This window comes from Chryseobacterium sp. 2987 (assembly GCF_031456375.1).
GTDB lineage: Bacteria > Bacteroidota > Bacteroidia > Flavobacteriales > Weeksellaceae > Chryseobacterium > Chryseobacterium vaccae.
This window is the reverse complement of record NZ_JAVDUN010000004.1, coordinates 562335-581711: the sequence shown is the minus strand read 5'-3', so window position 1 is coordinate 581711 and position 19377 is coordinate 562335. Positions and strand designations below refer to the sequence as shown.

15 protein-coding genes are annotated in these 19377 nt (G+C 37.4%); 3 read left to right on the top strand and 12 right to left on the bottom strand.

Translation table 11 applies throughout. The features are described from left to right. Positions 1–134: 134 nt before the first annotated feature. The 5 genes from J2Y40_RS15370 to J2Y40_RS15350 form a co-directional block, all read right to left on the bottom strand. Positions 135–1646, bottom strand: a complete 1512-nt coding sequence (locus J2Y40_RS15370; RefSeq protein WP_309999867.1) for a SusD/RagB family nutrient-binding outer membrane lipoprotein — start codon at positions 1644–1646, stop codon at positions 135–137. A gap of 20 nt (positions 1647–1666) precedes the next feature. Then, positions 1667–4813: a SusC/RagA family TonB-linked outer membrane protein gene (locus J2Y40_RS15365; protein WP_309999865.1), complete on the bottom strand. Its 3147-nt coding sequence runs from the start codon at positions 4811–4813 to the stop codon at positions 1667–1669. 369 nt (positions 4814–5182) lie between these two features. Then, positions 5183–6787 (bottom strand): hypothetical protein, encoded by a 1605-nt coding sequence (locus J2Y40_RS15360; RefSeq protein WP_231128687.1) that lies wholly within the window; start codon positions 6785–6787, stop codon positions 5183–5185. 10 nt (positions 6788–6797) lie between these two features. Then, on the bottom strand, positions 6798–7658 hold the full coding sequence (locus tag J2Y40_RS15355) for a WG repeat-containing protein (RefSeq protein WP_309999863.1): 861 nt from the start codon (positions 7656–7658) through the stop codon (positions 6798–6800). Between the two features lie 27 nt (positions 7659–7685). Next, the gene (locus tag J2Y40_RS15350) at positions 7686–8474 is read right to left on the bottom strand and encodes an SDR family oxidoreductase (RefSeq protein ID WP_309999861.1); all 789 of its coding nucleotides are present in this window, start codon (positions 8472–8474) and stop codon (positions 7686–7688) included. Between the two features lie 248 nt (positions 8475–8722). Between J2Y40_RS15350 and J2Y40_RS15345 the strand changes: the two genes are divergently transcribed. Further along, positions 8723–10567, top strand: a complete 1845-nt coding sequence (locus tag J2Y40_RS15345) for an alkaline phosphatase (protein WP_309999859.1) — start codon at positions 8723–8725, stop codon at positions 10565–10567. A gap of 526 nt (positions 10568–11093) precedes the next feature. On the opposite strand, the gene J2Y40_RS15340 is transcribed toward J2Y40_RS15345, so the two are convergent. The 5 genes from J2Y40_RS15340 to J2Y40_RS15320 form a co-directional block, all read right to left on the bottom strand. Then, a complete protein-coding gene (locus J2Y40_RS15340) occupies positions 11094–11765 on the bottom strand; it encodes a hypothetical protein (protein ID WP_309999857.1) in 672 nt (223 codons plus the stop codon). A gap of 18 nt (positions 11766–11783) precedes the next feature. Continuing rightward, positions 11784–12266, bottom strand: coding sequence for a hypothetical protein (locus J2Y40_RS15335; RefSeq protein ID WP_309999855.1), 483 nt, complete (start codon positions 12264–12266; stop codon positions 11784–11786). Between the two features lie 73 nt (positions 12267–12339). Further along, positions 12340–13557 carry a 3-phosphoshikimate 1-carboxyvinyltransferase gene (locus J2Y40_RS15330; protein ID WP_153396123.1) on the bottom strand — a complete coding sequence of 406 codons (1218 nt, stop codon included), beginning with the start codon at positions 13555–13557 and terminating at the stop codon, positions 12340–12342. A 169-nt stretch (positions 13558–13726) separates the two neighbouring features. Continuing rightward, on the bottom strand, positions 13727–14053 hold the full coding sequence (locus tag J2Y40_RS15325; protein WP_034731670.1) for a nucleotide pyrophosphohydrolase: 327 nt from the start codon (positions 14051–14053) through the stop codon (positions 13727–13729). Further along, entirely contained in the window at positions 14053–15462 is a 1410-nt protein-coding gene (locus tag J2Y40_RS15320) for a hypothetical protein (protein WP_153396122.1), read from the bottom strand. Before J2Y40_RS15320 ends, J2Y40_RS15325 begins: the two co-directional genes overlap by 1 nt. A gap of 183 nt (positions 15463–15645) precedes the next feature. Between J2Y40_RS15320 and J2Y40_RS15315 the strand changes: the two genes are divergently transcribed. After that, positions 15646–15897 carry a type B 50S ribosomal protein L31 gene (locus J2Y40_RS15315; RefSeq protein WP_002976190.1) on the top strand — a complete coding sequence of 84 codons (252 nt, stop codon included), beginning with the start codon at positions 15646–15648 and terminating at the stop codon, positions 15895–15897. 339 nt (positions 15898–16236) lie between these two features. Next, positions 16237–17397 (top strand): GlmU family protein, encoded by a 1161-nt coding sequence (locus J2Y40_RS15310; RefSeq protein ID WP_309999852.1) that lies wholly within the window; start codon positions 16237–16239, stop codon positions 17395–17397. An 88-nt stretch (positions 17398–17485) separates the two neighbouring features. Here J2Y40_RS15310 and J2Y40_RS15305 read toward each other — a convergent pair whose 3' ends face one another. Next, entirely contained in the window at positions 17486–18070 is a 585-nt protein-coding gene (locus tag J2Y40_RS15305) for a DUF6705 family protein (RefSeq protein WP_062702551.1), read from the bottom strand. A 15-nt stretch (positions 18071–18085) separates the two neighbouring features. Continuing rightward, on the bottom strand, positions 18086–19360 hold the full coding sequence (locus J2Y40_RS15300; RefSeq protein ID WP_153396118.1) for a hypothetical protein: 1275 nt from the start codon (positions 19358–19360) through the stop codon (positions 18086–18088). Positions 19361–19377 lie beyond the last annotated feature (17 nt).

Genomic DNA, 19377 nt, shown 5'->3' with positions numbered 1-19377 from the left:
AAGTTAATAGGATTTTCCTGCGGTTTCCTGATTTTTATAAATTATTTGACCTGAATTCGGGATCATATTATTGTAAGTAATCTCTGGAGATTACCATACGAATCTTTCTGTATCCTTCTCTGGCATTCAATCCTTTACTGAAGCCACCAGGGTTTAGAATTAATATTGTCGCTTCCTCCGTATTGTGCATTAAGAGCTGCCTTCAGATTAGTGCTGTTGTAATTATACTCTGATTGTGGATACCTGAATCTGAACGGTGCCGAAACTCCGGTCTGCAAAGGATAATTCGGAAATCCTGTTCTCAGATAATCGTAATAGGAAGTCCATTGAGCCTGATGGAACATCGTCATATATTTCTGAGTCATGATCTTTTCTATACGGTTTTGCAGTGGATCAGAATCATTATAAACCACCATGGATGAAGCCAGATACTGATTGACATCGAATCCTGCAAAATACTGATTCGGGTTTTTCACATACGTCTGATAAAAGTTGAAACTAGCCTTGATGGCGTTATCATAATGGGTTTTTGCTGATCCGGAAATCCATCCGCGGGCTGTTGCCTCTGCTAAAATAAACTCCAGTTCCGAATAGCTTAATACCGAAGATGGCTCATTCGTAGCATCCTTATAAAAACGGTCGTTCACTTTTGATATGTTTTTTGCGGTGATCAGAGCTGCATTGTCAGAATAAGGAGAAGTAGGATTTCCTCCGTTATATCCCGTAAAATCTGTAATAGGTTTTGCGGCTTCCTTAGCTGCGGTAGTCTGCGCGGCAAATGTGAAAAGCCTCGGATCATGTCTGTCTTTGAACATATTAATGAAATAATCAGCCATATATAAACTCGATCCATAACCGCTGTTGTTGAACATGGTGTAGCGGCTGTCTGCGGCATCTACAAATTTCAGTTCACCATTATCTCCGATAGATGTCATCAGAGGCTGGTTGCCTGCTATAGAAGCAAATTCTCCGGCCACATTGTAGCTTCCCAGAGTGGTCTTTTTAGATAGGGTTATCAAGATTTTCAATCGGAATGAATTGATCAGCTTTTTCCATTTGGAGGCATCACCGTTGTAGATAATATCACCTTCAATCTTGTCTGTAGAATTAATAAGGTCGTTGGCTTCTTTCAGTTCTGTAAGAATACCTGCCATCACTGCTTCCTGGCTGTCATATTTCGGCTGGATAATTTTAGATTCTCCTTTTACTGCTTCAGAATAAGGAATACTTCCTAATTTCATGCTTAAATTAAAGAAATGATAGGCTCTGTAGAATTTACCAATTGCGAGATAATTTTTATTGCCGGTTTTTTCTGCTTCCTGCATCATTTTTGTGGTGTTCAAAAGAGCTTTGGTGTACACTTCAAAAGAAGCTTCATTCCATTTCATATACTGATAGGTATTTTCACCGTCTGTCCCGATCATCATTCTTGAAGCGTACATATTCTCACCGTTTACCTGAAAAGTATTCATAGATACATAGGTTAAAAGGACTTTCGGGTCTACGCTGGACTGGTCGTTAGGGTTTTCATTGATGGTATCAAGACTGGATTCACATGAAGCCATCATGAGAATTCCTGCTGCAAATAATGATTTTATAGCAGCACTTTTCAGCTTTGTTAAATTGAGAATTATATTATTTTTCATTGTACTGAAGTGTTGTTGAATTAAAATTTAAGATTAAACCCGATTCCGAACCATCTGCTGGAAGGGTCCTGAATATCATTGGAGTCTTTGGCTTTAAGCTGGAAATCCGGATCCGAGTAAAGGTTTTTAGACTTTTTCCACATCGCCAGGTTATACGCTGAAACATTCACCGTTAAATTCTTCACCATTCCTTTAGGATTAAGAAGGGAAGAGAAATCATATTCTAAAATAACCGATCTCAGTTTGATGAAAGTCCGGTCAAAAACATTGGCGAATAATTTACTTTCATCCTCCGTAACCCTTGCCTGGTACGGATAATTCTGTGCCCAGTCCTGGAAGCTTATCGGTTTGGTATGCGGTGTGTATGTTCCTGTAGCTGCATTGTAATTAACACCATCCGGCACAAAATAATACGTTCCCGGATTAGCATATTCAAGATCTCTGTATGCGGTAGAATTCGGATGCTTTCCTCCCCACCACATTTTTTCTACAACCTGAGATCTCATCACTCCGCCAATACTTCCGTCGATCCCAATATTTAAAGAAAGCTTTTTATATTTGAAGGTATTGTTGAAGCCGAAGGTCCAATCCGGGTTGAAATGACCTAAATTGCTTGGAGTATTGGCTCTGGTAGGCATTCCTGTATTGGCATTCAGAATAACTTTTCCGTCCGGTGATTTCTGCCAGGTATAATCGTAGAAGCTGTCCATTCTTTCGCCGAGTTTGATGTTGTTGTAGTTCGGCATATTGTCGTAAATAGAAGTCAGCTTTTGCTCATAAGTACTCCAGTTGATTAAAGATCTCCATGTGAAATTGGCTGTTTTTATTGGAACCAATCCTAGTGAAATCTCAAAACCTTTGGTCGTATACTCATTCCCGTTTACATATTGTGACGTAAATCCCGACGATTGTGCTGTCGGGAATTCAAGAATGTTATTGTAATCCAGTGTTCTGAAATACGTGGCATCCAATGTAACTCGGTTGTTGAATAAACCTGCGCTTAATCCCAGTTCATAAGACTTGGTCTGTTCCGGTTTCAAAGAATTTTCAACATTTAGGATGGTAGGATAGTAATTGGTAGGATTTCCATTGAATGTAATTCCTTTATTGTTCAGATAATAATTCCTGATAGAATAGGGCTGGAAGTCGTAGGCTACTTTTGCCCATGAAGCGGAAAGTTTCAGCATATTCACGGCTTTCGGCATCGTGAACAGGTTGGAAATAACGGCACTTACCGATGCAGAAGGATAGAAGTAAGATCTGTTGGCTTTCGGAAGGGTGGAAGACCAGTCGTTACGTCCTGAAATATTCACGAAAAAAGCATTGTATAATCCGATATCAATCGTTGAATATGCACTGTAGATCAGCTTTTCTTTTAGGTAGTCGTAATATTTTAAAGCTCCGATGGAGTTTTTCAGCGTATAACGTTCAGGAATTTTCAGTCCGTCTGTCGATGCGTTGTCGATATCATTTTTGTAGTAAAACGTCGAGGCTCCTGCATTTACTGTAAAATCGAAATTGTCAGATATTTTCTTCTTGTAAGTGGCCAGTACATCATAGTTGAGATTCCATGTTTTAGAGTCGTTCAGAATATATCCACCGCTTCTAGGAGCATCGTAGTTGAAATAGGAATACGGACTTGATATTTCCTGCTTATTGTGATTTTCTACAATAGATATTTTACCTTTTACTGAGAAATCCTGAGTGGCTTTATACTCAAGGCCGGTTTGTGCATTAATAACGTTGGTTCGGTTTTTATTTTTATAATATTCAGCTCCAAACCATGGATTATTGTACCATGCATAATTCCAGTTGGCCTGTGCCGTTCCTTCTTTTCCCGGAATCCACATGTGATTTTTAAGGTCCCTTCCGTCTACATCGGCTCCCATCCAGATCAGGATGGTGTACATATGCCCGCTTGGGTTGTAATTGTAATTGGGAATATTCGGGGTAAAGGTCTGATTGAAATTAAGCTTAGTATCAAAGATCAGTTTTTCTCCCAAATGATTTTCCGAAGAGAAATTGACTCCGTAACGCTGTAGGTATGAATTGGGAATCCGGTCATCATAATTCATGAAATTCCCGGAAAGACGGTAGATATCTTTATTATTTTTATAACTTACAGAGAAACTGTTGTTATTGATGACTGCCGGTTTCAGGAATGTGCTTAAATTATCATGATACTGCCAGTCGATCGGAACTCTTTCATATCTTGATTTATCATTATATTGTGTGCCGTTTACTGCACCATACCATGGAATGACCTGACCCGTTACCTTATCCCGGATCGGGCTGTTCCACTGGGCGATTTTCAGACCGGGTGTGAATTTTGGCCCCCAGATCATGTCTCCGTCATTAACTCCTCCGTCTGCTCCGTCCCAGAATTCATATTTTCCGTGAGAGCCGTTTCCATATTCGGTCTGGGTTCTGGGAAGATTGGTAAAACCTCCCGTAACCATGGTGTTCTGGGAGAATTCAACAGAGAAGCCTTTCTTTTTCGCTGATTTTGTGGTGATCAGAACTGCTCCGTATCTTCCTCTGGAACCATATAAAGCGGAGGCTGTTGCTCCTTTCAGAACGTTGATGTTTTCAATATTGTTTGGATCTAAATTCTGGAAAACCTCTTTCTCTACAATTACTCCATCAATCACAAAAACCAGATTTGAGTTTCCTCTCAACGTAAATTGGGGAGCCTGCTGCATTCCTGTGGGATTGGAAACGTTCAGTCCGGCAACCTGTCCGGAAAATAAATTACCAATGCTTGGTGTGGTAATGGTTTCAAACTGTTTCGTACCGACTTCCTGAGTGGCATAGCCAATCTTTTCTTTCTTTTTGGCAATTCCCAAAGCGGTTATTACAACACCTTCAATCTGTTTTTCCTGTGGTTTTCTCAATACCACGGAATATTCTCTCTTGGAAGAAACCTCTACGGTGAAAAGTGAAAAATCAGGAGCATAAAACTCAAGGATGTCTTTCGGGTTGGCTGAAATCGTAAAATTTCCATTTTCATCGGTAATTGCGGTCTTTCCGGTGTTTTTGTCGGTGACGCTGACTCCGGAGATTTGGGAGCCGTTCTCGGATTTTACATTTCCGGAAATGTTAATTTCTTGGGCAGTAAGATAAAGGGGAAGTAAAAAAACTGCAAAGGAAGCTAGAGTCTTCTTCATTTTTTTGAGGGCAAATTTAGCCCGGCAGTATTACCTGAATTTTACGTCCATATTAAAATAAAAATATGATTTTAATATTTTTTAACAGTTATAATTAACATTTTGATAAAACGAAATTTTCCTTTTATATAGCAGTTTTTGCTTTATTATATTATTTATTGATGAAGCTGTTTATACTTTTTATTAAACCAAAAACCGAAGGTTCGACGTAGTCAAAAGTCACAAAAGTTTTATTTTAAACACTTTAGTGATTTTTATTCTTTAGAGAACTTTTATGATATCATGTCATCTGTAAAAATAACTTTTGTAGTTAAGTTTAAACAAACTTATTTTATACTTGTCCTGTAAGAAAAGTTTAATATTCCCCTTTTAGAATCTGCTCAGAATTCCCCAATGGATTTTAATATCATTGAATTTAAAAGGATTTCCAAACTCATTACCATTGGAAAGCTGGAAACTCATCAGCCCGATCGGAATAAAGAAATTAAACCCGAGCCCGACACTGTAGAGCTTCGGCTTGACGTTGAGCGATTTATTATTGAGCTGACCGTACTGTCCAAAAAGATCAAAAAATGCCTGGCTGCCTATCAGATAGCGGTATTCCAGCCCTCCGTAATAATAGAAATCGGCAGCGAGAGATTTTTCATTGAATCCCCGCATGGAATTCCAGCCTCCGAAACGGTATAATTCGTTGGCGGAGAACTCTATTTTAGAATCCATCATGGCACCTTCCGCTTTGATGTTGAGGAAGTGGTTTCCGGAAATATGATAATTATGCTCTCCGAAGAAATAGAATTGGTTCTGATTGGCTTTGATATTATCTTTCGTATACGTTGTGGTCAGGTAGTCATAACCGGCATTGATTCTTGTTTTATAAAGGAAAAGATCAATATCTGTAGGTTCCGTCATTTCAAACCAGATCCCGATCCCTTTTTTGTTGTAATCTTTTCCCTGAACATACAGCGTATCAATAATGCTCGATGTTTCCAGAGTTCCTCTGAGCCCGATTTTATTACGGTTATTGATGTTATAATAAAAAGCAGGAAGGAACTTTACATTGGCAAAAGTAGAGTCTTGTCTGAAAATATTGACTTTCAGATTCATACCCACATTCGATTTAAGAAGATAAGGAATATCGGCCTGAAGATCAAAAGTCTGCCCTTTATCAGGGTTTCTCTGCCAGTAAAGGTTGACGGTTTCAAAACCGTTGAACATATTCCTGAAATTTACATTCAAAGTTCCGTTCAGGGTAAACTTTTCCGTTTTATCATTTCCGAAACCGATGACCCCGTCAAAAGTATTGGTCTTTTTCTTTTCCATGAATAAATAAATATTCGTGGAATCTTTCGTAAACAAAGTTTGAGGTGGCCGTTCCAGCGTAACGAAAGCATGGCTCTGGAAATTTTTGCTGATGGCCAGAAGGTTTTTATCGTCGTAGGTTTTTCCTTTGAATTCCTTTTCAATATTTTTCATAAACCTTTTAGGAACTCTTTCGTAGCCTTTTACCACAAAACCGTCAATGGTTCGCTTATCATTTTTGTTAATATCAAGCTCAATGACGGGATACCCGTTTTTCTGGCCTTTATATTTTGATTTGATCCGGCTAAAAGAATAACCGTCATCAATATATTTTTTATTAATGCTTTTCTTGGTAGAATCTAAATTTTTAGTAAAAAAATCCTTCTGAATTTTCAGTTTATCAACAATCACATCCGAAAGGTCCACATAGGTTTCGTTGTAGTTTTTTCCTTTATCAAAGAAGATTTCCGTACTGTCGCCTTTTACTTTTACCTCTTTCAGCTGGGTAAAGAAATAATTATTCTGTGAAAGAGAGTCCAGAAACTTTACCGCAGATGCAGAATCTTTTACCTTTTTCCGGATATTGGTTTCCGTATCAATAAGCCAGTACTGTTTGGTCTGCGCTTTAAAGAAAGTGCAGAATAAGAAAAGCAATATGGTGAATAAACGGATCAAATAATGATTTTTACTTTGCTATATATTCTTTTCCGGATTCATCAATGTAGAACTCTTTTCCGTCTCTTCCAACCAGCATCATTCCATCTGTAAACCAGGAAAATTTATCATATGTTTTATCATTGATGTACTTTCGGGCAGGCAAGTTGTATATTTTCCTCTTGCCATTTTTATCAGCAACAATGGTTAATTTTCCAAACTGATGAATTGAGGAATAGCGCTGATAATTTTCTAAAAATATTTTGCCATCTTTAGTAAAGTACTGATGTACTCCGGTGCTGGTATATGGCCCGGCGATGATATAGGGTTCAAATTTACCTGGTGATGTCTCATAACCATGTGCTTCAATATAATCGTAATCAGCAGGGATTATTAATTTTCCGGTATTGTTGATGATTCCGCTTTTACCATTCTTTTTTACCAGAAACAGAGGTGTTGATTTTGCAAAAACATCAATTCTCTCATATTGTTCCTGGATATCTTTAGGAAGCTGGCTAATGATGTCCTGCTTTTCATTTTCGGCTTTTCTCTCCATTGTTTTTACTTCCGTTTCTGTAGCTGACGTAAAATCATCCGTCACCTCTGAAGGATCTTCAAGCTTTTTACAGTCTATTTCAGTATTGTTTTCTGCAATACATTTAGATTGGTTATTGAGGCGGACATGGGCAGACATCACATGAGTATAGTTCTTGCTCTGAGGATTGTATACTTTATATTCTTTAAAAGGATAGGCAAGATCATATTGGGGTGCAATCACCAATTTATTATTCTGATCAACAAAACCCCATTGATCTCCTTTTTTTGCAGGAAATAAGGTGGCTTTCTGGCCAAAGACAAATGATGAAAGCAGTAAAAAAATAATATTCTTCATGGCTGATACCGTATATTTAAACTGAAATTAGTCCAGTTTATTATATTTTTTCATCAGATTTTCATAGGTTCCCTGTGGAAGAATCCACTTTAAAGGAACTCCGATCTTCTGTCCGAACTTACCAAAATAATAATGGGCTTTCCATTTCTTTTTCCCCAACAGGTTTTCAACATAAGCGGCTACTTCCAAAGGTTCTGTTCCTTCACCTACATGAGCGTTCATCAAGGCATATACTTTATTGAAAATATTTTTATAAGGTTCAGAAACTTTCGTTTTTACCCGGTTTTCTGCAATATTGGTTTTGATGTCCCCTAAATGTAAAGAACATACATCGATATTCCAGGGATATACTTCATACCTTATGGCTTCTGTTACTTTGTCCAGAGCAGATTTTGAAGCAGAATAAAAACCACGGAAAGGAAGTCCCATTTCGCTTCCGATGCTTGAAACATTAATGATTTTTCCGAATTGATGTTTACGCATTGCAGGAAGAACAGCACTCATCATCTGAACAGCACCCACAAGATTCAGGTTAAAAAGTTTTAAAATATCTTCTTTCGTAGAATCTTCTACAGCTCCTACCATTCCCATTCCTGCATTATTGATCAGAACATCAATCCTGGATTCCGTTTTCAGAACTTCTTCAATGGCACTTTGTACGGCATTATTATCGGTAACATCTGTAGGGATAGACCTGAAATACTGGCTTTCTGTATGCTTTCGGCTTAAACCGTATACTTTATGGCCTTTTTTTCCAAAATATTCTGCCAGTACGAAACCGATTCCTGATGAGGTTCCTGTGATGATGATGGTCATTTATTGATATATGAATTTTAGACTTGTATTGATTCTTTTCCGGTTCCTGATCTTTCTCAGAATCCTGAACCGTATTTCCAGCAAATGTAAAAAAAGAAAAGTGAATCTGCTATTTATTATAATGTAAACATGAATTTTAGTAATGACGGGTACTGTTTTTTAATGAAAACATAAAAATACCTTAACCCACCGGAGAACGTACTGTTCTATTTTTGCACATTCTATTATTAAAAATAAATTTCTTGAACATGATGACCTCTGTGATAAAGCTTTCAAAAAAGATCAGCATTTTCCTGATGCTGGCCATTTTTTCAAAAAACCAGGCACAAAATTACCTGAGATACCATGTAAATAATGCCCACTCTAATAATGATTATTTACAGGAAATCCCGTTTTGGGAAGCCTATTATGCAGGATTCGGGTCAATAGAAGCGGACGTTTTTCCTGTGAAAGGAAAACTTCTGGTAGCGCATACCGAAAAAGAGCTGTCTCCGGAAAGAACGTTGGAGACACTTTATCTGAATAACATTTCAAAACAGATCAAACAGAATAAAGGAAATATTTATCCTGAAGCTGATAAAAAGCTCCAGCTCCTGATTGATATTAAAAACGATTATAAAACGACTTTGAAAATATTGACGGCCAGCTTAAAAAAATATCCTGAGATTACCAGCTGTCCTGGAATTAAAATTGTGATAACAGGAGGAAGGCCGCAGCCTGAAGATTTTAAAAGTTATCCGGATTATCTTTATTTTGATGGTGACCTTGATAAAAGCTATAGGGAGGACCAATTGAAAAGGATAGGAATATTCAGTGCAGATTTGAAAGATCTGATACAATGGAATGGAAAAGGAATTCCCCGGGATGAGGAAACGGAGAAAATAAAAGATGCGGTAGAAAAGGCACATCGTCAACAGAAGCAGATCCGTTTTTACGGAGCTCCGGATTTCCCGAATGCCTGGGTAAATCTTATGAACAGCAATGTGGATTTTATCAATACTGATCATATTCCTGATCTTAAGAAATTTCTGAATGCTGCCCCAAAGAATTTTTATAAGAATACAAAAGACTATCCTGTGTATACTCCTTCCTATAAATCAGACGGAATCAGTAAAAAAGTGAAAAACGTTATTCTTCTGATTCCGGACGGAACTTCTCTTTCCCAATATTATGCTGCATTTACAGCCAATAAAGGAAAATTGAATGTCTTTAATATGAAGTCAACCGGGCTGTCCAAAACCAGTTCATACAATGCTTATATCACAGATTCGGCACCGGGATCAACAGCTTTTGCCACGGGAGTGAAAACTAAAAATACATTTGTTGGAGTAGATGCTATGGGGAAAGCACTTGCTCAGATCCCTGATATTGTTGCCGCAAAAGGGTTGGTTTCCGGACTTATTTCTACGGGAGACATAACAGATGCTACACCGGCGGATTTTTATGCTCATTCAGATAATAGAAACAACTCGGGAAATATTATGATGGATTTTATTAATTCTAAAACTAAGATTTTAGTTGGAGGTCCATCTGTTGGATTATCAATAGAATACAGGCAGAAATTCAAAGAGGCTGCAGTTGAGATTTATGATGATTTGAAATCGGTCAATAAAATCAACGGACGTATGATTATTGCAGATCCTCTGGCTTCAAAAAGAGTAACCGAAGGAAGAGGAAACTGGCTGGCTGATGCTTTCGATATGGTATTGAATGACCTGAAGGATAATAGAAAAGGATTTTTCATGATGGTAGAAGCTTCACAAACCGATGGAGGAGGGCACAGTAACAACCTGGAGCAGTTGGTGACTGAATTACTGGATTTTGACCAAGTAGTGGGAAAAGCCATGAAGTTTGCCGATGAAAATAAAGAAACACTGGTGATTGTTGTCGGGGATCATGAAACCGGAGGATTAACCCTTCTTGACGGAAGTCTTAAAGACGGTTGGGTATTCGGGAATTTCAGCACGAATGATCATACGGCTATTCCTTCCAGTGTGTTTGCTTATGGATCCAATTCAAAGGAATTTACCGGTATATACGAAAATACGGAGATCTTTAATAAGATTATGGAAGCGTACGGAATCAGGAAATAAAGAAGTTGTGGATAACTGTGTGGATAAATATCAGTCGAGGGAATAAAGCTAAAGGATAAAATCCGTTTTAAAATTAAAAATTGTATTTTAAAAAATGAGCAATTTGCCCTATTTACAGACGGTTTAATTGTTTTTGATGTGTATGGCTATTGATAAACAGTAATTCATTTCATGGTTTATTCCAGTTGTGGATAACTCTGTGGATAAGTATAAAGTTAACCTTAGTTCGGGATAAGAATTTTTGATTTATCGAGCTTGGAAGCTGGGAGATGGAAGAGGGAGGTCTGAAGGTTATCAATAATAGGTTGGCATCTTTTTTAGCTAATTTGATAAGGTTAAAGGAAATAAAGGGTGATGAAATATGTTGATCCAATCAGGAAATCCTCTGCTATTATTTATCCTTGTGGTTAATAAAATTCTATTTCTTTAATGTGGATAACTTTGTGGATAAGTATGTGGATAACCTGAAGGTCTCTGTATTTAAAGGGGGATAGGGAATGGTTGAAATGGAAATCAGCCAGGTATTCTAAAAGTATAAATACTCATCCGAGTCGGGAACTTTGATTTTATTTTCTCCAATTCTGAAATCATTCATCCTGATCAGTGGTTTAAACGGATGGATAAATTCTTTATAGTAATCATCAGGAATTTTGACATCATCGTCACAGGACGAATATTTCTTATCAATAACGGCTTTGCCTGTGGAGAAATTAATTTCATTCAGGAATTCAAAATCGCAGGTATCATTAAACTCATCATGGGCTCCGATGAGGTAAAAATCTCCGTTCTGGAACCTGAAAACATGGCGGTAAGTCTGAGTGTGTCGTGAATTGGTAGAAAACTGCTGTTCCACAATAAGAGTATTGTTTTTAATTTCAATGTTCAGCGAATTGTCCTTGGGATAGAATCCTGTTCCACTGGAAAAAAGAAGCGTTTTGTTCTCTTTCCAGATCTGAGGCTTTCCGTTATTATTTTTTATAATATACAGAACTCTCACAACGCCGTTATTGCCATCGAACTTAGAATTACTTTTTATATTGGTATTGAAAACAAATACGGTCTCATCTTTCCCGTCTTTATCCAGATCTCCTTTAATCTCTGTTATTTTCTGATAGCCTTTGGGGATATTGAAATCTTTCAGGTTCTGTGCCTGAAAACTTACACTGAGCAGAAGGGCAGTAAAGAAAGGGATTCTCATTATGGACAGGGTTTGAAGTTATAGACCGAAATCTTCTTTTTTGATCAGCTTGTTATCTTCCAGGCTGTTGAGACGTCCTTTCACTGTTTTATAGCTGCCGGCAATATCAGTTTCCTTGCCTTTGCTGTCTGTAATGATGATTCCGGCAGAAAATGATTCGTCTTCTGCCTGATAGGTTCTGTAAAGTTTGTAGCTGTAGTCGTTGTTGGTAAATAAGAGATAATTAAGTTCCATTCCGGCATTTTGCTTTCCTCCGCCTCTGTAATAGGAATTATAAGTGAATTTTTTCCAGCTTTCTTTGTTTCTTTCCGCGGGAAATTCCATTTCAATCTTGTTTTTACTTCCAAACCGGTATTGGATATACTCATTTTGTTTATCCTTTACCAAAGTCATTTTCTTCCCGTTTTTAGTTTCAAAGGAATAGACAATTTCTTCGTTAGGCCGTAAGTATTGTGCCCAAAGAAGTGCAGGAAACAATGTGAATAAGATCAGGTATTTCATGATTGGAATTATGTATAAAAATACGGTAATTCGAAATAATATGACTTCAAATGACCGTATTTTCAATTTTAAATTAACGGGTAACTACACTTTCAAGGTCTTCCCAGAACAACGGATACGATTTTTCCACCACCTCTTCATCTTCAATATTCAGTTCTTTGATCAGGCAGAACGGGGCAAAACTCATAGCCATTCTGTGATCCTGATACGTTTTAATGGAAATGTTTTCTTCCGGTTCTCCGAAGCTGACTGATTTGATTGTCAGATCTGTGATTTCCGTCTCAGTCCCCAGTTTTTTCAGCTCATTGTATAAAGCTAAAAGTCTGTCGGTTTCCTTCACTCTTAAAGTTCCCAGTCCGGAAATATCGAATGGGATTTTTAAAGCAGCAGCAGTTACACAAAGGGTTTGTGCAATATCCGGACAGTTGTTCATATCCAGAACGATTTTTTCAGGGAAAGTAAAATTGGGTTCCGGCTGAAGGGTGATTTTATGTTCATCTTCGGTAAAAATGGTTTTAATTCCGAAAAATTTCTCATAAATTCCGGCAATAGCAGAATCTCCCTGAGTAGATTCTTTGTAGAAGCTTTTCAGATGGATGGTTTTTCTTCCCAATGCACAGATAGAGTAGAAGTAAGAAGCCGAGCTCCAGTCGCTTTCCACTTCATAGTCAGCAGTTTTTGCCTCTCCATCGAAACGTTCTACCTTTATTGTATTTCCTTCAAAGCTGTTCTTGATTCCGAATCTTGTCAGGATATCAAGGGTCATTTCAATATAAGATCTTGAAGTAACCTGCCCGACAAGATGAATTTCCAATCCGTTTTCCAGTTTCCCGGCAATCAGAAGAAGGGAAGTGATGAACTGGCTGGAAATGTCAGCAGGAACATTCACTTTATTCTGAGTGATCTTTTTTCCGGTGATCTTTAATGGGGGGAAACCTTCATTTTCTAAATAATCAATTTCTGCTCCCAGATCTTTGAGGGCGCTCACCAGGTTTTTGATCGGTCTTTCTTTCATTCTCTTGGATCCGGTAAGAACTGTAGTCTTTCCTTCCATAATAGAATAATAAGAGGTAAGGAAACGCATGGCTGTTCCGGCGTGGTGAATATCCACTGTTTCTGTATTTTCAGATAAGGCCTTTTTTAAAAGCTGAGTGTCCTGCGAGTTGGAAAGGTTTCCGATTTTTATGTTTTTAAATAAACTTTCCAAAATCAACAAACGATTCGAAATACTTTTCGAACCGCTGATCTGTATGGTTTTATCTCCTATTAATTTTGATTTTTCTAACTTCATTTTGATTGTTGCTTCATTGTTTATAAAATTTTACCCCATCCTGATCGGCATAACAGAATAAATTTCCGTTCTGATCATACAGTTCAATGAGGTGAAAGCCATCTTTACCGTAATTTTTTTTTCTCCAGAAGCGGCAGATTGTGCTCATCATCTGAATGATCTCTTCATATTATTTCAGCTTCTCGTTGTTCTGATGTCTTTCTTTATCCCGGTCGGTCTTGATCTTCATTTTTTTATCAAAAGCTTCCTGAAGATTCACTCCGGTTTGGTTGGCTAAACATAAAGTAACAAACAGTACATCTGCAAGTTCTTCTCCCAGATCTTTGCTTTTATCACTTTCTTTTTCGCTCTGTTCACCATATCTTCTGGCAATGATCCTTGCGACTTCGCCTACTTCTTCGGTAAGCATAGCCATATTGGTCAGTTCATTAAAATAACGGACCCCGATGGTTTTGATCCATTCATCTACCTGCTGCTGCAGCTGTGTAATTTCCATTATTGATAAGCTCCTAAAGTAGGGTTGGTTGTTCTTGATACATTCACAATGTCGAGTGGTACTGTTCCTGCCACGGTGGTATTTCCTTTTCCTCTTGCCGGAGAAGCAGGCTTAACGCGCAGATTCATTTTTGCTGCAAAATAATTCAGGAACTGAGGATCTTCATTTTTAAAGCTCTGCACCACATTCATATTATTATCAAACGCGAAACCGGCTTCTGATACTCCGGAATATTTTATGGATGTGTTCTGAAGCAGGTATTCAAACTGCTGCCCGGGAGTTGGTTCAAAATTAACGGAATTATCTCGGTCTGAAAAAATAATAGAGTTTTTGATATCAAGACGCTGAAGCGCTCCCTGCTCCATTTGTCCGGAAGCATTCTTCCATTCATTGGTAGCAAAGATTCCAAGCCTGTTGAAACTGCCCATGGTTTTAGAATAATTGGCAATCGTAGAATGAATATAGCTGTGGTTTCCCCCTCTGAAAATTCCGATGCAGGATTCTCCACAATTGTTCATCACCAGGTTTTTTGCATTTACGGTAGAACCTACAGCATAAATTCCGTATTCAAGAAAGGTGTGAATAAAGGAATTGCTGATATTGGCATTGGCCTGTTTCATATCGATTCCTCTTGTCCCTCCGAAAAGTCTTGCAAAATTCATATTAAGATTGGCCGTAGCTTCCATTCTGATAGAGTTCCAGTTTTTAGGAATGGTATCATAATACGGATCATTTCTGTCACCACGAAGGATAACTTCATTGTTTAGTGCCCCGTTGATATTCAGAGAGGCTCCTGCTGAAACTTTCATTCCACTGTTCTTATGGAAATAAACTTTTGTTCCGGCCTGGATATCCAGAGTGATATTGGGATCAATTGTCAGATCACCATAGATGATCTTCGCTTTATTATTATTCCAGGTTGTATGATTGGAAATGACATTAGGGTTGGTAGGAGTCTGGATGAAAAATTCAGCATCCTGAACAACTGAAAATAAAGTGACATGCTGCTGCCCGGCACCACTGTTGAAAACAATTTTGTCTTCAGCAATAGCTTCCGGCCCCGTAGCCTCGGGAGCAATTTCGACAAATATATACATACTGTCTTTCTTTCTCAACGGAACATCTTTAAAATCATATCCCGGTTTTCCGTCTACATTGATTCTGTATAAAGACGAAGCCCCTTTCTCCAGATTAATTCTTGGGATCAGAACGTCTTTATCTTCATTATTATATACTTTTACAGCATAGGTTTCAGAACGCACCTGATGGTAAACCGTATCACAGAATACCGTGTCTTTTGAAAAACTTAACAGCTGTGAAGGAGCATCAAACGTAATATCGTCTTTATTACATGATACCGTTACTAGAAGCATCCAGAAAGAAAAAGCCAGTAATAATTTGAATTTCATCGAAATTAAAGTTTAAATAGATTCCAAATTTAACGAAAATACTTTGAATTTCTTATCAAGAAAAAAAAATGAATAGGGTATTTGGAATTTAGAAAAAATATTGTACTTTTGCAACCTAAAATTAGCAGAGAAATATCCATTACTATTTCGAAAGCAAACTTTAATTTTTTTAAAAATTGTATTATGAAAAACGGAATTCACCCAGAAAATTATAGACTTGTTGTTTTCAAAGATATGAGTAACGACGAGGTGTTTCTTTGCAAGTCCACTGCAGAAACAAAAGACACTATCGAGTACGAAGGACAGGAGTATCCTCTAATCAAGATGGAAATCTCTTCAACTTCTCACCCTTTCTACACTGGTAAAGTGAAGTTAGTTGACACTGCAGGTAGAGTTGATAAGTTCATGAACAAATACAAAAAATTCGCTAAGTAATTTTTTGAATCTAAAAATAGTAAAGTCTTCCAGTTTTGGGAGACTTTTTTTGTGGATAAAAGCCGATCTTTTTTGTAAAACCTACAAATATGAATAAGGCTGAAGATATTCAATTGGAAAAGGCTTTAGCCTGTTAAAAAAAATAAATAAAAATTCATTGGCTTTAGCCAAAACCTATAACATCACGGATAAACTCAATGATATAAAACATTTTATATTCCTGTGTTTTCGTATTTTTGCTTTGGCAGAAGTAGAAACTGAATATTGGTCCCGAAATACAAAATGTATCCGGCATCTTTCAGTACTTGCTTCTGATCACTAACTTTTAACATCCAAACAATGCAATTAGTATTTTCAGACGCGCAATACTGGGAAGATTTTCTTCCGCTTACCTTTACCCGTCCCATTGCTGCCATGCGGTGTGGTATCCTTACTTTTTCTGAAAGATGGCAAAAGATCCTCGAAAATACCGAAGTTTCCTACTTTACAGAAACCTACCTTCAGCATAAATTCAAAGAGCCGGAAGATAATGAAAGCCTTTTCCTTGTTACCAATTTCTTGCCGACTGAAACCGTGATTCAGCAGATCAAAGAGCTCAAGCAGGGGGAAGCTCTGGTGTATGAAGATGAATTAGTCGCTGCCAGAATTAATATGAAAGGATTTTCTTTGAACCAGATTGAAAAAATGACAGATATTAAAGAAGAACTGATTTTTTTCAAAAGACCAGCCGACCTTTTTACCTATAACCATCATGCCATCGATTTTGATTTTGATCTTCTTACCAAAGGACGAATTTCCCAAGAGCTTTCTTCAACCAACGGCTTTTTAGGAGATAAAAAAGATCTTTTTATTGAAGAAGGAGCCCAGATAGAATTTTCAACGTTAAATACCAAAACAGGAAAGATTTATATCGGGAAAAATGCTGAGGTGATGGAAGGGTGTAATCTCCGCGGTCCTATTGCATTGGGAGAGGATTCTAAATTCAATCTGGGATCTAAAATTTACGGTGCCACTACTATAGGACCACATTGTAAAGTGGGTGGTGAGGTGAATAACATTATTATCTTTGGTTATTCAAGTAAAGGCCATGAAGGTTTTATAGGAAACTCAGTAATCGGGGAATGGTGTAATTTCGGGGCAGATACTAATTCTTCCAACCTTAAAAACAACTATAGTCAGGTGAAGCTCTGGAACTATCGTACGAAAGCATTTGAAGATACAGGGCTGCAGTTTGCCGGACTTATTGTAGGAGATCATTCTAAAACCGCTATTAATACCCAATTAAATACCGGAACTGTGATTGGAGTGGCTTCTAATATCTTCAAACCTGGCTTCCCGCCGAATCTTGTAGAAAACTTTTCATGGGGCGGACTGAAAGATGATGAGAGGTTCAGGCTGGACAAAGTTTATGAAGTGGCTGAAAGAGCCATGGCCAGAAGAAAAGTTCCTTTGACAGACGATGACAAAGCTATTTTAAAGCATATTTTTGATACCTATTAAAAACAGAACCTCCGGTATTTTCCGGAGGTTTTTTAAACATAAGGCTTGCTAATAACAAGGTTTATGATGAAATTATTTTGAATTTAACTTATTGTTTTGTTAGAGTGATATTTTTAGGAAAATTGAAAGGCCAATCTTTTCCTTCTATCATAATTTGATTGTAATACTGGCAGGATTCGTTTATTCCAAGAGGGTTGTATTGGAAACTCAAGTTCATTTGTGTTTTTTGAGCATCTGTAAAAGAAATATTTACATTGGCTGTTTTGTTACACATATCTTTAGGTTGAAATAGTAAGTACTTTTGCGCGAAATTTTTATATTGACCGAAGATGCCATAAAATTCAGGTGCGCTCTGATCAAAATTAGTAATTCTGTCAACTTCTATAGCACCATTTGAAGATATTATTTTACGTTCACCTACTATTTGATCAGAGTCATAGTAGCTTCCGTCATTTGCTGTAGATCTGTCTTTGATTTTCTTCAACTGTAGATATAAAGTTTTTCCTTCCCAAGTTCCTTTCCAGATTCCAATATAAGGATTAAGTTCTCCTTCTAAATCTTTATAATAAGCTCCATTAGGAATATTAATTTTTGGAGTGTTTATTGGAAAAACTTGTTGTGCAGAAATAGAGTTTAGACTTGTTATTAATAAAATGGCTAATATTTTTTTCATTTTTTTATTTTTAAATTATGGACAATTAGATGTTGTGAAATTTCCACCAGTGATTTGCAATTGTTTACTGCTTCCGTCACTATTTGTTTCATAAAGTTTAGCTCCATCAATATTCATATTTTTTTCCATAAACTCCAAAAAACCTTTCTGTAAACCTTCTGTCGAAATATTAGGATTTCCTATCATTTTTGAATATTCTATATTTAAAGCTTCAATCTGAGCAGAAGAATACAAGCTTAAACCATCAACATTAACATCATCTCCTCTCAATTGATATGTTCCCTGGCTGGTAACTACAGATAAAAAAACTTCACTTAAAGGTATATTATTCGCTTTGGCGTTCTTAAGCAATTGTATAAATAAATTAATGTCACCAGGAGAAAATATTGGTATTAAACCATCGTAATGAGAGTGCATGACTCCATAAGTAGTATTGAAAATTTTGAAATCAAGATCTGTAGTTCCAGGTTTATTACTTAATTCTTGGTATTGTGCTCCTGTTTGTCCAGATCCAGGTGCTGGATTTCCAACTCTGAAGCCGCTTTCATAAGAATTACTTGTCTTTGATTTTAGATATTCTGTTTTAGCTTTAAAGTTAGAGTCATTATTTTGAGCTTTTACTTTACCGCAAAGATCTTGATCCGGTGGGTCAGGATATTCATATCCATCACTACCACCACCTCCCCCACCACCTCCAAACGGATCTCCCAATGGAGGAAAGCTTTTAGGTGGAACACCTCCGCCGCTGTCTTCTTGCCATTCGCAAACCATGTGAGAATAGCTTACCGGTTCGCAGTCTGTTTGTCCATTCAGGCAGCCTATCACGATAGTTCTTGTAGAGCATACATATTTTGCTTTAGCAGCAACCTGATTACCATCTATTACTTCGCTGTGGCTAATGATGTTGGAATATAATACGTGCTGGAAGAAGGTCAAAAGATCCGTATCGTTCTTTTCATAGAAATATAGCCTGTCCCCTTTTCTTACCGCTTCCATCAAAAGGACAACCTTATCTTTTTTCACAATAGGAACCAGCAGATATTTTTCACCAAACTGGCCAAAGCTCATCGCATAATTCCAGTATAGTTCACCATATGCCGTATTAAAGCGTTCCAGATTGGCATGCTTCAGGAAAACCTTCTGTACTTTCCCGATATATACATCATCTTCTTTCCATAAACTTCGGGAAGCATATTTGGCTGAAGAAACAGATGCAGTTTCTTTTGGATTTTCCTGCTGAAGAAGATCTTCACGGGAACATGAACAGATAAAGAATGCTGCCAAGAACAAGGAGCAATCTTTTTAGA

Excerpts from the sequence above, each read along its gene's own strand:
- J2Y40_RS15345 (WP_309999859.1), top strand. The coding sequence starts at position 8,723 with ATGATGACCTCTGTGATAAAGCTTTCAAAAAAGATCAGCATTTTCCTG.
- J2Y40_RS15325 (WP_034731670.1), bottom strand. The coding sequence starts at position 14,053 with ATGGAAATTACACAGCTGCAGCAGCAGGTAGATGAATGGATCAAAACC.
- J2Y40_RS15335 (WP_309999855.1), bottom strand. The coding sequence starts at position 12,266 with ATGAAATACCTGATCTTATTCACATTGTTTCCTGCACTTCTTTGGGCA.
- J2Y40_RS15310 (WP_309999852.1), top strand. The coding sequence starts at position 16,237 with ATGCAATTAGTATTTTCAGACGCGCAATACTGGGAAGATTTTCTTCCG.
- J2Y40_RS15350 (WP_309999861.1), bottom strand. The coding sequence starts at position 8,474 with ATGACCATCATCATCACAGGAACCTCATCAGGAATCGGTTTCGTACTG.
- J2Y40_RS15370 (WP_309999867.1), bottom strand. The coding sequence starts at position 1,646 with ATGAAAAATAATATAATTCTCAATTTAACAAAGCTGAAAAGTGCTGCT.
- J2Y40_RS15340 (WP_309999857.1), bottom strand. The coding sequence starts at position 11,765 with ATGAGAATCCCTTTCTTTACTGCCCTTCTGCTCAGTGTAAGTTTTCAG.
- J2Y40_RS15355 (WP_309999863.1), bottom strand. The coding sequence starts at position 7,658 with ATGAAGAATATTATTTTTTTACTGCTTTCATCATTTGTCTTTGGCCAG.
- J2Y40_RS15315 (WP_002976190.1), top strand. The coding sequence starts at position 15,646 with ATGAAAAACGGAATTCACCCAGAAAATTATAGACTTGTTGTTTTCAAA.
- J2Y40_RS15330 (WP_153396123.1), bottom strand. The coding sequence starts at position 13,557 with ATGAAGTTAGAAAAATCAAAATTAATAGGAGATAAAACCATACAGATC.
- J2Y40_RS15365 (WP_309999865.1), bottom strand. The coding sequence starts at position 4,813 with ATGAAGAAGACTCTAGCTTCCTTTGCAGTTTTTTTACTTCCCCTTTAT.
- J2Y40_RS15320 (WP_153396122.1), bottom strand. The coding sequence starts at position 15,462 with ATGAAATTCAAATTATTACTGGCTTTTTCTTTCTGGATGCTTCTAGTA.
- J2Y40_RS15305 (WP_062702551.1), bottom strand. The coding sequence starts at position 18,070 with ATGAAAAAAATATTAGCCATTTTATTAATAACAAGTCTAAACTCTATT.